The sequence below is a fragment of the Streptomyces sp. NPDC054813 genome (genome assembly GCF_053611365.1).
Genome location: NZ_JBSHAF010000056.1, coordinates 1 through 11,660 on the forward strand (window position 1 = coordinate 1; position 11,660 = coordinate 11,660).

The window sequence follows — 11,660 nt, forward strand, 5'->3', positions numbered from 1 at the left end:
GGGGGGGCGGGCCACACCCCCCCGCACCTACTTTTTCTTGTTTTGTTTGGGGGGGGGGGCCCCCCCCCCCCCCCCCCCCCGACGCACCATCAGCCCACTACACTCCGGACGATGCCTCTGACCAGGCCAGATAGCGAAACGCTGCTGGAGTACTAGCACGGCAGCCCCGCGCCACAATCGGCCGGGGCTGCCGCACATGTGCGAGCCCTAACACCTCGAATCATTCGACTGCACGAGCAGTCGGCCTGCTCATCTGCAGCCAGGGCGCGCTATCTCCGGCTGTAGGAGCAGGTCTTGTACTTGACGCCGTTCTTCCAATAGGTCGTGCAGACCTTGACGTTCGTCTTGCCCCACCTGTTGCCCGAGGAGTGCCGATTCGGCTTGGGCCGCGGGTAGGTCGGCGGCGGATACGTCGGCGGATACGTCGCCGGTGGGTTGGTCGGTGGGGTGGTCGGCGGAGTCGTCGGCGGAGTCGTCGGCGGCCAGTCCGTCGGAGGGGTCTTCGGCGGGGTGGTCGGCGGAGTCGTCGGCGGCCAGTCCGTCGGAGGGGTCTTCGGCGGGGTGGTCGGCGGAGTCGTCGGCGTCGGGTCCTGCTTGCTACCCGGCACCCAGTCGGGGGGCTTCGGGACCGAGCCCGTGCCACCGTAGCCGGGCCCGGTCGAGTCACCTGGCGTTCCGCCGTACATGCCACCCCAGAGTGTCTGCGAGTGCGGGGCGGGCGGAGGATCCTTCTGCCGAGCGGCAGTGGGCGGAGCCTGTTGGTGCCCCGCAGCCTGGACAGCTGGCGTCACCACGAGAAGGCTACCCGCAAGCAAGGCCGGACTGCTAAGAGCGATGAGTCGTCTCCTAGTCGGAGAAACGTGATGTTTTGCGGCCACGACGTATCACCTCGAAAGAACTAGTGGACGGTATTTCCCCTTTACTCCGCTTTAGTCGACGCAGCGTCACAAGTCAAACGGAGCGTCGACGATCTGAGGGTCACTCAGTTATTACATCTGTGCTACTTCTCGCACTTCTGGTACTTTTCGCACCTGTGCGAGTCAAAGTGCACGGCGCTTTAGACGTAACACCGGAGTGTCGCACTTCGCGCACCTGTACGAGCCGTAAGCTGCGGCGCTATGGACGTATCCATGGACCGCCGCTCGTGGTACATGCCGAAGGAGTCCGCTAACGCGCTCGCCACGGCCCTCGAGGAACTGCATTTCGCCACCCGGCAGCCGAAGCACGCCATCATGGCCGCTCTGATTGCCGTGGCCCTCGAGCACCTACACGACGTAGAACAGCGGATCCGGCGCTCGTAGGCGAGCCGAGGCCCGTCCCTGGCACACAGGAGGACGACTCGGCCCTGCCTTGCTAGTCGAGGATGCAGCGTTCGCATGCCATAGCCATTCGAGCTTGGATTCGGCGATCATGTAGGTGCGGCACGAGTCGTGTCATCGCAGGCCGAGGCCTGGTCCGTCGACGATCTGGGATGCGGCGGCTGGCTCCCCCGCAACTGGAACAGCGTGCTCGGGTCGGGGAGTGCGGGTATATGCGGGTCCGGTAGCCGGTCATCCGCAGCGATCCGGCCGGTGCCGAGGTGAGGCGGGCGGGGTCGATGCCGAGGAATGCGAGAGCTTGCAGGTCAGGCCGCATACTACTCCCGCGTGTCGCTCCCCTTTGCGGTGCCAGTGGCCAGCCTACCGCCTAGAATCGAACATGCGAACGCCCTGCCGCCGGACCTGCGACGCCTCCGCACCCTGGAGACCTGGCTCGAGTCTCAGATGTCGCCAACGCTCCAGTTGGTATGGGCTCACGTCGTAACCACGTTTGGCTAACGCGTTGATGATCTCCGTGTCGGCGCGGCTGACAAACCCTCGCGGCATGGCCCGAGAATGGAACCCCGCGAAGGTTATCTGACACGCCTATCCCTCCACTCTTCAATGGACATGCGTCCGGCATCGGGCTGGCCAACGTTCGAAGGGCGCTGTATGCCTGACTGCTGGTCACACGGAGAGCGCGAAGAAACTGCGCCGGAAAGTCCCTGCTCGCGGGGCGGCGGGAAGCCACGCCGAGGGCGCGCAGTGTCGCGGCGTTCTCCGCACGACATCCAGAAGCCACCAGCTCGCGCCGCGATCCAGGACGCTGTGGGAGAGCGCAATCGATGAGGTAGTCCGGACAGCAGCGAAGGGTGTTGTAGCGGCGCCGGGCTACTAGTAGGGTCGGGGACTGGCGCGGTGGCTGATGCTCCGTTTCCAGTCCCCGCCGCTTCAAACCGTGCATGCAGTTCTCCCGCACACGGCTTTCCGACATCGTTCACCGGCTGGCATGCGCCGTTGCCCTGTGCACGTTTCCGGCAAGGCGGTAGACACCGAGCCGGGTGATCCACCCATAAGTAAATCGGGTGGTCCAGTTCCTGCCCGCAAGTCTGTGTTTCGCGCTGGCGAAGATCGCCAGCCGTTCGTGGACATAGCCGTCGACCACGTTGAACTTCCGTCCGGAGTTCCCGTTACGGAAGTACGCCGCCCAGCCCCGCAGGACCGGGTTGAGATCGGCGACCACGGCGGATACCGGCCGCTCAGTCTTCGAACGAGCGGTCGCCGCACGGACTTTGTCCCGCAGTACCCGCATCGCCCTGGCCGAGGGCCAGCGTTGCAAGTAGTACCTGCCCCGCCATTTCCACGATTCCATCTTCCGGTGGTGGAAGCCGAGAAAGTCGAAGCCCTGCCCACCTCGGGTGAGGCGGACGATGCCGGTCTTCTCGGGATGCAATCGCATCCCGAGCTGCTCCAGCACTCGTGCCGCCAATTCACGGGCCTGTTCGGCCCGTTGCTCCGTCGGCGACAGGACTACGAAATCATCGCAGTATCTCACCAGCACCCCCAGTCGGCATCCTTCGTTCTGCCACGCCTCGTCGAGAACGTGCAGCGCGATATTTGCCAGCAATGGGGAAATCGGTGAGCCCTGAGGGGTTCCTGCCCCGGTAGGCGAGGTCACCCCGCCCTCCAGGATTCCCATCCGTAGCCAGGCCCGGATCAGCTTCAGCATCGGCCGGTCCACCACACGCCGTGCCACTTGAGCCATCAGCGCCTCATGGTCGATCGTGCCGAAGCAGTCGCGGATTTCGGCCTCGAGCACCCACTCCCGCCGCTGGTTCGCGGCGACGCGCACGGCTTCGCATGCGTCGATCGCGGACCGCTTCGGCCGGAATCCGTAGCTCGCCTCGGTGAACTGGGCCTCGAATACTGGTTCAAGGACCAGTTTCGCAGCCGCCATCACCACACGGTCCGCCACAGTGGGGATCGATAGCGGCCGGAACTCCCCCGGCCGCCCGGGTTTGGGAATCTGGACTCGTCGCAGTACTGCCGGACGATACGTATGCGCCCGCAGTCTCTGCGAAAGGTCCTGGAGGAATGCATCCACTCCCGGGGTCTCCATCGCGTCGACGGTCATGCCGTCCACGCCGGGGGCACCCCGGTTTGCGCACACACCGGCCCACGCCCGCCGAAGGACGTCCATGCGGTGGACATGGCCATACAGGGCGTGAAACCGGCGTTCGGGTTCTAGCTTGGCACAGCGGTAAAGCGTCCGTTGCAGAGCTCGGACCTTGTCCAGAGGACGGCGGCCCGGTCCTGCGACGCATTCCTCCCGGCGGATGGAACTAGCCGAAACGGCACTCATCCGGGTCCCTCCCTGTTTTCGAATCGCATCGATGAAGCAGGGGCCCTTCGCTCCCAGCGGGTTGTGTTGTCCCGCCGATCGTCACTACTACGACCCCCTCCGACTGCCTCTCGGCAACCCGCCATTTCCCGGTTCTTCCGGTTATAGGAAGGCCACGCTTCCCGGGCCGCAATACCGGGGCCGAGGAGGCTCTCTCCAGTTCCCAGGACAACCTTCCGACCATTCCACGCCCCTTACGCCGGGAGGTTCCTCGACGACCGCTCCAGGTCCGAGATCGTCTTCCGTGGCCTTCGCCAATCAAGCACAGGCTCGGCTCCTCCTTGGCCCGCCCGCGGGCGGGGGTTAAATGACGACGCTGCAGGCTTCACTTCATGTTGCGGACTGGTCGGTTGCACGCCCCCGAGAGGCGCTTGTCACTCCACTTCGACGCCACCATTTCGAGCGACGCCGGGAGTCAGCTACCGGGGACCCTGGCGTCTCCCCGGACCGGACTTGCACCGGCTGGCTACCCTGAACTTAACGTCCGGTTACATCGTTCACACCCCTTCTGAACTGGGAAGATGCCCGGACTGCTGGACGTACGCTTGACTCTGTCGGGGATCTTGGAGTTTCGCGGTGCGGCAGCATGGTCAAGGGGCATGCTCGGGTAGTTCCGTTGACCGATGCAGCTGTCGAGGTGCCCGTTGTCCCTCCGCCCGCGTTCCGGTGAGCAAGTCCCGCCTCTGACTGCGCAGGTCGCGCGGGCGAGCAACCCGGGCGGCACGACGGCGATATGGGTGCGCGACCGGCTGGATGGGCTGTGGTGCGACAAGGACTTCGCCGACTGGTACCCGCGGGACGGGCGTCCAGGTCTCTCGCCTGCTCAACTGGCCACCGTCTGTGTGCTGCAGTTCCTGCTCGGTCTGTCGGACCGGCAGGCGGCCGAGGCGGTCCGCTGCCGCATCGATTTCAACTACGCGATGGCCATGGAGCTGGACGACCCTGGCTTCCATCACAGTGTGCTGGCCGACTTCCGCGAGCGCCTCGCCCAGGACGACCGCGCCGACCGTCTGCTCGACCTCGCGCTGGCCCGCCTGAAGGAGGCCGGCCTGGTGCGCGAGCGCACCACGCAGCGCACCGACTCCACCCATGTCCTGGCCGCGGTGCGTGACCTGACCCGCCTGGAGCTGGTCACCGAGGCGGTACGCGCCGCACTGGAAGAAGTCGCCGGTACCTTCCCTCACCTGCTGGACGACTTGGTCGATGAGGACTGGGGGCGCCGCTACGGCCGAGCGGTCCGCCTGGGCAAGAACCCCACCAACCCCAAGACCAGGATCCTCGCCACCGGAAACGACGCCGTCCGGCTCCTGGAACACCTCTACCGGCACGGAGCAGACCGGACATCCGGCCCTCGTATCCAGGCCCTGCGCCAGATCATGGTGCAGAACTACCACCGTGACGCCGCAGGACACCTGCGCTGGCGCACCGCCGAGACGGAAGGCGGGCCCGGGCTGCCGCCCTCGTCCCGGGCGATCGTCTCTCCCTACGACACCTCGGCCCGCTACGCACGGCACGGACACATCATCAGCTGGAAGGGGTTCTCCGCTCACCTGACCGAGACCTGTGCCCCCAACGGCCCCAACGTGATCACAGACGTGGCCACCACCGCGGCCACCACCCACGACAGCCAGGTCCTGCCCGGCATCCACACCCGCCTGCACCACCGCGGCCTGCTGCCCGCCGAGCACCTGGTCGACAGCGGCTACACCTCCCTGCCCCACCTGGAACAAGCCGCACGTGACCACCAGGTCACCGTCTCCGGGCCACTCCGCAGCAACCCCACCCGGCAACACCGCCGCGGCGAGGGCTTCGCCCGGGACGACTTCCACATCGACTACGACCGCCAGCAGGTCACCTGCCCTCAGGGCCAGGTCAGCCAGGGCTGGCACGGCCCCTACCCGACCTCCTCACCCACCGCGGCCCCGCTGATCGTGGCCAGGTTCACCAAGAGCCAGTGCCAGCCCTGCCCGGCCCGCGCCCAGTGCACCACCTCCCGCGAAAGCACCCGCACCGTCGGCTTTCCCCCACGAGAACTCCGCGACCTGCAACTCCGCGTCCGCACCGAGCAGCAGACGCCCGAGTGGAAGACCCGCTACGCGGTCCGCTCCGGAGTGGAGGGCACGGTCAACGAGTTCGCCCACGGACACGGCATGCGACGCTGCCGCTACCGAGGACAGGGAAAGGGCCCACATTCAGCACGTCCTGACGGCCATCGCCGTCAACATCGAGCGCCTCAGCGGACTGCCGCCGACCGAGGAAGCACCCACGCCCCGCCGGCCGACTGCCTTCCAGGACTACCTCGACCAGCTCGAGATACCCCGGCCGAAGTCCTGGCGAACCCTGGGCAGTTGACCTCGGCAACTCCAAGATCCCCGACAGAGTCAAGCTAGTTCAGAGAAGAGCACTTAAGTTGACCAGTCTGGCCCTCAGCCGCTGAACCCAGGACGTGCCTGCCGGGTTGTGCGGCATGATTACGACCATGCGTAGAGGGGCGGGTGGGGGGCTGCGCCGATTGTGGCCATGGCGCGGACGCGACGAGTCGGCGCTCGCCGAGATCGAGGCCGAGATCACCGCCTTTGGTGAGGCTCTCGACGTCCATTCCTTCAGCCCCGGGCAGCCCGGCGCCACCGATGGGATGCGAGCCGAGCTGGCGCGTGCCCTCGACGCATACGACCAGGCAAAGCGGGATGTCACCGGCGACGGGATGCGGGCGGACACACTCGATGTCCTGCGCACGCTGGACGAGGGCAGGCACGCGCTGGCCTGTCTGGATGCCCTGATCGCCGGCCGATCACTGCCGGAGCACATGCCGTTGTGCTTTTTCGACGCGCGGCACGGTCGGTCCGCCCGGCTGGTCAGTTGGGCGCCTCCCGGGGGTGCCGCCCGCAACATCGCCGTGTGCGTAGCGGACGCGGTCCGCCTGACGGAGAACCCGAGCCCAAGCACTCCGAGACAGCCGGGCCCGGGCAGCAGAGTCCACGCGCAGCCGCGCGAGGTGAAGCCTCGCCCGACGACGCTGACCCGTGCTCCCCAGCCACAGGTCAGCGAGAAGGGAGGCAGCGGCGAGCAGACCCATCAGCTGAAAATGCCGTCGTACCGCCCGGCCGTGATGGTCTTCTCGACCAACGGGCAGACACGGGTCCACCTACGCTTCGAAGGCACGAAGGGGCGCTCCTCACGCCTGTACCGGCTGTCCAGCGACGGCACCCCCATCACCGCCCGGATTCCCCTGCCGGAGGGAAACAAGGCAATCGCCTTCCGTGTGTTTGCCGGCGACCGGGAGGCGTGGACGGCGACTGCAGCCCCCCTGCGAGAAGTCCCGCGCTTCCACGGCGAGATCAACGGAACCGGATCGGATGTCGTGCACTACAGAGGGGAACCGGGCCCGGGCGTCCTGCACTACGCGGGGCCGAGCCTGATCCAGTTGGAGGCCCTGGACGACCACCTCGCCTACTGGGCGACAGTGACCGAAGGCCGCGCCGGAGAGCATACGTTCCAGTGGCCGGGCAGCGGCTACTACCAAGTGCGCTCGGCCGGCGCGTGGAGCCTGTCCGCCACGTGACGAAGCGCGGACCGCTGGGGTTGAACCGGGACCGGTCCGGTGCCCGAGCCCTGCGGCGGAGCGAATCGAACCGCTATCAGCTACCCGAATCGATCGCTGTCCTCCGGCCGACTGTGACGCTCAGAGTGGCCAATTGGGGGCTCAGTCACACGCGCATGTAACTCAGCGCCCCGGTTGCCACTCCGGCCATCAGCGTCGTTCTGTGCGTGACGAGTCGGCACCGTCCTAGCGCCCACCTGACTACGGCGTCAGTCTCGCGGATGGGCTGCTCTTCTCCTCACGCACGCTCACGCTGTGGTCGGGGCGACCGCAAAGACGGATCCCGTGCTGGCTCCCGCGTACACCACGCCGTTCAGCACCACGGGTTCAGGGCGCTCGTCGATGGGACTCTCGATGGTCAAGTTCGGGTCGCGTCGCGCAGCACTGCGCCACAAGGTCTTTCCTGTCGCAGCATCGACACAGGTGATCCGCCCATCAATGGCCGAGCTGTACAGCCGGCCGCCGGCAAGCACCGGGCGAACGGGAGATTCGCCTCCCGTCTCCATGGTCCAGTTTCGCCGGCCTGTCCGGAGGTTGTACGAGGCCAGCATGCCGTCCGCTCGGCTGATGTAGAGCGTGTCCCCCTGCGTGCGTGCAGTGCCCTTTGGGGCATCCCTGAGGGGAAGGCGTTCGATGCTTCCGTCCGCCCTGGTGACGCGGGTGACGCTGTGGCCGTCGAGCAGGAAGGACACCGTGTCGCCGTCGGCCGCCACCGGCGTGCCGGGTCCGGCGTCCGGGGCGTAGCGGGCGGTCAGGCCGATGTCCGCGGCTGCCGGCCGGTCGCGCTCACTGCGCGGTCAGCTCCGGACGTCCTTCGGGGTAGCGGGATTCACGACTTACTGCGCATCCCCGGCACGGGATGCGCAAATCCGTTGCCCTTGCTCCTCCTTGGGGACCTGCGGTCGTCCAGGCCGGTGACTTGCCGGCTCACCAGGCGGGGCGGATCGGTCCCGGTGGCGTGAGCCGGGTCAGGTCGGCGACGAGTTCACTGAAGCGCGCCTCGCCCAGCGCCTCCCGCCATGGTGCGACGGCTGCCCGGGCCGCCTGGTCGGCGGCACGAGTGGCGGCCCAGCCGGCCTCGGTCAGCCCCAAGAGCCGGGCGCGGGCATCGTGGGGATGCGGATGCCGCACCACGTATCCCTTGCGGACCAGTTCCTCGACCAGCTGGGCGGCAGCCTGCTTGGTCACCCCCAGGTGCCCGGCCAGGTCGGCCGTAGTGGCGTCGCCCACGGAGATACGGGCAAAGGCGAAGCCGTGTGCCGGCCGCAGGTCCTCGAATCCCTGCCGGGACACGCGAGCGTGTATCTCCTGCACCAACTGTCCAGAGAGTGCCAACACGACTGCGGAGAAGGCCAGAGCGTCATCCATACGCTTGACTATAAGCCGTCAAGCTGCTTGTCTTTATGGACAAGTTTCTTGTCTATAAGGAGGCTGGCATGCCCTTCATCCGAAGTCACGAGGCCGTCGTGCATGAGCTCCACGGTGCCCGCTTCGTTTCCTATGTCCGTCCGGGCACGGGGAGCCGGGACCTCGCCGCCTGGCGCGGCGAGATCCCGGCCAAAACGGCGGCTCCGGCCCACACGATCAGTCACGAGGAAACGTTCTACGTTCTGTCCGGTCGCCTTCGGCTCACCATCGGCGGCGAGAGCGCCGAACTCGGCGTCGATGACGCAGCGGTGGCTCCGGCAGGCTCCGAGCTGGCCGTTGCCAACATGACCGACCAACCCGCGCACATATGGGTCACTACACGTGCCGGGCTCAGTGCCAAGCTGGCCGACGGCCACACCATCACACCGCCCTGGACTCATTGAGCCCACAGAGGCCTGTGGTCACGAAGTCCACAGAGGGCCTGTGGTCACGCTTCCCGGATCAGCGACGCCTCGGTCACCACCGAATCCTGCGTCGTCTGCTGCCGGGTGAGGGCGCGTACACGGATGAAGCAGCGCAGGCTCACGACGGTACCGGCAAGAGCCGCCCGCCGGGCCAGAGCAAGGTCATCAAGCACGGCGTGGATGATGCCGCATCAGCCGATGCGGCAGGGTGCGACCCGTCGTGACCCACTTCTTCCGATCGGCCGGCACGTCATGCCCGTTGCCCCGGCCCGCCCGACAGTCCCGACCGCCGCCGAGCGCGAGCGGTTGAAGAAGATGGCCTACGGCCACAAGACCGAGCACCGGCTGCGGGTCCGTGCGCAGATCCTCCTGCACGCGGCACGGGGGCGCTCCCGCTCACGCATCGCCCACGAGACGGGCCTTCACCTGGACACGGTCCCTGCCCGGCGGGGCCGGTTCGCCCGTGGTGGGCTGCCGGCTCCGGACGACCGCAAACGCCCGGGGCGCCCCGCGACCGCAAACGCTCCGGGCGCCCCGCCCGTTTCACCCCCGTGCAGGTCGCCGGGGCCAAGGCGCCGACGTGTCAGTTGCCCGCCGAAACCGGCGTGCCATTGTCGCGCCGGCCCTGCCCGGAGCAGGCCGCCGAAATGACCGCGCGCGGGATCACCGAGGCCGTCTCCGCGTCCACGGCGCGCCGCCGGCTGCGCGAGGACGCGCTCAAGCCCTGGCACTACCGGTCATGGAGCTTCATCCGAGATCCGGGCAGCGCCGACGTGAGCGGACAGCGAAGGCCACGGGTCCCCTTGTTAGATATTTAGCTAAGATGCTAAACAGGATGCATGGCAGAAGCTCAGGACGAGACGGGAACCTTCCGTGCTCTCGCCGATCCGACCAGGCGCCAGATCCTTGAGGACCTCAGAGGCGGTGAGCTCGCGGCCGGCGAGATCGCGGCCAGGTTCGCGATCAGCGCGCCCTCCGTCTCACGGCATCTCGGCGTGCTCAAGGGAGCCGGGCTGGTCACCGAGCGACGGGAAGGCAACCGGATCTTCTACGCGCTGGCCGGGGACCGCCTGGCCGCCGGCATCGGCCGGTTCCTCAGCGCTGTCTGCCCCGAGCAGATCGTGCTGCGCCACACCACCTGGCGTCCCGGCGTCCAGAGCGAGGGGTCATGAGGCAGCCGCGACTGGCCAGCGTCATTGATCGGCGGCTGCTGGTGAACTACCGGGTCGCCCCGGATGTCGCGGCACGCCTGCTCCCCGGGCCACTGCGCCCGCAACTGGTGCACGGCCACGCGGTCGCGGGCATCTGCCTCCTGCGCCTGGCACATGTCCGGCCCGTGTGGGCACCCCAAGCGTTCGGGCTGCGAAGCGAGAACGCGGCACACCGGATCGCCGTCGAATGGGACGGACCGGGCGGAGTCGAGACCGGCGTCTACATCCCGCAGCGCGACACCGCCTCACGGCTCAACGCCTGGGCCGGAGGCCGGCTCTTCCCCGGTAAACACGGCCGCGCCGACTTCGAGGTACACGAGACGCCCGCTCAGATACGCGTCGCACTGGCGACACGGGACGGAGGTACCCGAGTGGATGTCACTGTCGAGCCGGCCGCCGAACTGCACGGCAGCGAGCTCTTCGCCGATCTTGCCGAGGCCTCCCGTTTCTTTCGGAACGGGGCGAAGGGCTTCTCGGCCACCAGCTCCGGGCGTCACCTGGACGGTATGGAACTGCGGACCGACGCCTGGCACGTGGAAGCCGGCCGAGTCCATTGCGCCGAATCGTCCTTCTTCGACGACCCCCACCACTTCCCGCCGGGGAGCGCCACCCTGGACTGCGCCCTGATCATGCGCGACGTCCCCGCCAGTTGGCGGCCACTGCCGGTCATGGCCTCCGGGCCAGGTGCTCAACTCGCCAACTGATTCCCTACGGAGCGATCATTCGCAATTCCTAATTGGCAGCCGAGTCATCGTGGGGCGCCGGGCGGCCAATCAGTTGAAGCCACCAGCGGCAAAGCGCTCACAGCCACACCCGGCACCCCTGGGCAGGCCAACCATACGAAGGGCTCACCACGTCCCGCAGAACAACGTAGGGAAGCGCTCAGAAAACGCTGCCCTGACAATCACGGTGAGCACGAGCACGACTGCGGCTTCCCGGCCGGGCGACCTTTAGACGGTTGCGCACGGCAGCAGGACCTCCCGTGCAACTCGGGGCTCTCGAGACCAACGAGCGCCCTGATCGGCGAAGACCGCGTCTCACACCCCGCGCGGCCGAAGCCGGGCCGGCAAGACAGGCCTCATCTCCAGCACGGCGCTCCTACCAGGCACAGGCCCGGCCCGGACGGACCGCATCACAACGGGCCCGCGTCAGGCCGGCCGCACATCTCCCCCGCACCGGGGCCAGGCGGCGGACGAAGGACTGCCTGCCGTGGGGGGGGGGGGGGGGGGCCGCCCCCCCCCCCGCCGGCCCGCCCCCCCCCCCCCCCCACCCACGCGCGAAGACAAAAAAACGACCCCCCCACACAAAAAACAACCA

At 67.6% G+C, this 11,660-nt stretch carries 12 protein-coding genes; 7 read left to right on the forward strand and 5 right to left on the reverse strand.

What is annotated here, in order from left to right:
* Positions 1-269: 269 nt before the first annotated feature.
* A complete protein-coding gene (locus ACWGJB_RS49170; protein ID WP_453386532.1) occupies positions 270-686 on the reverse strand; it encodes a hypothetical protein in 417 nt (138 codons plus the stop codon).
* Positions 687-1,118: 432 nt separating this feature from the next.
* Between ACWGJB_RS49170 and ACWGJB_RS49175 the strand changes: the two genes are divergently transcribed.
* Entirely contained in the window at positions 1,119-1,301 is a 183-nt protein-coding gene (locus ACWGJB_RS49175) for a hypothetical protein (RefSeq protein WP_453386533.1), read from the forward strand.
* Positions 1,302-2,295: 994 nt separating this feature from the next.
* On the opposite strand, the gene ltrA is transcribed toward ACWGJB_RS49175, so the two are convergent.
* Positions 2,296-3,660, reverse strand: coding sequence for a group II intron reverse transcriptase/maturase (gene ltrA / locus ACWGJB_RS49180; protein ID WP_453386534.1), 1,365 nt, complete (start codon positions 3,658-3,660; stop codon positions 2,296-2,298).
* Positions 3,661-4,436: 776 nt separating this feature from the next.
* On the opposite strand from ltrA, the gene ACWGJB_RS49185 reads away from it, so the two are divergent.
* Together ACWGJB_RS49185 and ACWGJB_RS49190 are read left to right on the forward strand one after the other, a co-directional pair.
* The gene (locus ACWGJB_RS49185; protein WP_453386535.1) at positions 4,437-6,089 is read left to right on the forward strand and encodes an IS1182 family transposase; all 1,653 of its coding nucleotides are present in this window, start codon (positions 4,437-4,439) and stop codon (positions 6,087-6,089) included.
* Positions 6,090-6,166: 77 nt separating this feature from the next.
* Positions 6,167-7,261 carry a hypothetical protein gene (locus ACWGJB_RS49190; RefSeq protein WP_453386536.1) on the forward strand — a complete coding sequence of 365 codons (1,095 nt, stop codon included), beginning with the start codon at positions 6,167-6,169 and terminating at the stop codon, positions 7,259-7,261.
* Positions 7,262-7,548: 287 nt separating this feature from the next.
* Here ACWGJB_RS49190 and ACWGJB_RS49195 read toward each other — a convergent pair whose 3' ends face one another.
* Together ACWGJB_RS49195 and ACWGJB_RS49200 are read right to left on the reverse strand one after the other, a co-directional pair.
* A complete protein-coding gene (locus tag ACWGJB_RS49195; RefSeq protein WP_453386537.1) occupies positions 7,549-8,013 on the reverse strand; it encodes an outer membrane protein assembly factor BamB family protein in 465 nt (154 codons plus the stop codon).
* 214 nt (positions 8,014-8,227) lie between these two features.
* Complete coding sequence (locus ACWGJB_RS49200; RefSeq protein WP_453386538.1) at positions 8,228-8,668, reverse strand: MarR family winged helix-turn-helix transcriptional regulator; 441 nt, start codon at positions 8,666-8,668, stop codon at positions 8,228-8,230.
* A gap of 68 nt (positions 8,669-8,736) precedes the next feature.
* Between ACWGJB_RS49200 and ACWGJB_RS49205 the strand changes: the two genes are divergently transcribed.
* Positions 8,737-9,111 (forward strand): cupin domain-containing protein, encoded by a 375-nt coding sequence (locus ACWGJB_RS49205; protein ID WP_453386546.1) that lies wholly within the window; start codon positions 8,737-8,739, stop codon positions 9,109-9,111.
* A gap of 44 nt (positions 9,112-9,155) precedes the next feature.
* On the opposite strand, the gene ACWGJB_RS49210 is transcribed toward ACWGJB_RS49205, so the two are convergent.
* Positions 9,156-9,305: a hypothetical protein gene (locus ACWGJB_RS49210; protein ID WP_453386539.1), complete on the reverse strand. Its 150-nt coding sequence runs from the start codon at positions 9,303-9,305 to the stop codon at positions 9,156-9,158.
* Between the two features lie 142 nt (positions 9,306-9,447).
* On the opposite strand from ACWGJB_RS49210, the gene ACWGJB_RS49215 reads away from it, so the two are divergent.
* From ACWGJB_RS49215 to ACWGJB_RS49225, 3 genes are all read left to right on the forward strand, one after another.
* The gene (locus ACWGJB_RS49215) at positions 9,448-9,783 is read left to right on the forward strand and encodes a helix-turn-helix domain-containing protein (protein ID WP_453386547.1); all 336 of its coding nucleotides are present in this window, start codon (positions 9,448-9,450) and stop codon (positions 9,781-9,783) included.
* A gap of 188 nt (positions 9,784-9,971) precedes the next feature.
* Positions 9,972-10,304 (forward strand): metalloregulator ArsR/SmtB family transcription factor, encoded by a 333-nt coding sequence (locus tag ACWGJB_RS49220; protein ID WP_453386540.1) that lies wholly within the window; start codon positions 9,972-9,974, stop codon positions 10,302-10,304.
* Complete coding sequence (locus tag ACWGJB_RS49225) at positions 10,301-11,047, forward strand: DUF2071 domain-containing protein (protein WP_453386541.1); 747 nt, start codon at positions 10,301-10,303, stop codon at positions 11,045-11,047. The genes ACWGJB_RS49220 and ACWGJB_RS49225 overlap by 4 nt, the downstream gene beginning before the upstream one ends.
* The last annotated feature ends 613 nt before the right edge of the window (positions 11,048-11,660 follow it).

Coding starts and splice junctions, on each gene's coding strand:
- ACWGJB_RS49200 (WP_453386538.1), bottom strand. CDS start 8,668: ATGGATGACGCTCTGGCCTTCTCCGCAGTCGTGTTGGCACTCTCTGGA.
- ACWGJB_RS49190 (WP_453386536.1), top strand. CDS start 6,167: ATGATTACGACCATGCGTAGAGGGGCGGGTGGGGGGCTGCGCCGATTG.
- ACWGJB_RS49220 (WP_453386540.1), top strand. CDS start 9,972: ATGGCAGAAGCTCAGGACGAGACGGGAACCTTCCGTGCTCTCGCCGAT.
- ACWGJB_RS49225 (WP_453386541.1), top strand. CDS start 10,301: ATGAGGCAGCCGCGACTGGCCAGCGTCATTGATCGGCGGCTGCTGGTG.
- ACWGJB_RS49205 (WP_453386546.1), top strand. CDS start 8,737: ATGCCCTTCATCCGAAGTCACGAGGCCGTCGTGCATGAGCTCCACGGT.
- ACWGJB_RS49215 (WP_453386547.1), top strand. CDS start 9,448: ATGGCCTACGGCCACAAGACCGAGCACCGGCTGCGGGTCCGTGCGCAG.
- ACWGJB_RS49170 (WP_453386532.1), bottom strand. CDS start 686: ATGTACGGCGGAACGCCAGGTGACTCGACCGGGCCCGGCTACGGTGGC.
- ltrA (WP_453386534.1), bottom strand. CDS start 3,660: ATGAGTGCCGTTTCGGCTAGTTCCATCCGCCGGGAGGAATGCGTCGCA.
- ACWGJB_RS49175 (WP_453386533.1), top strand. CDS start 1,119: ATGGACGTATCCATGGACCGCCGCTCGTGGTACATGCCGAAGGAGTCC.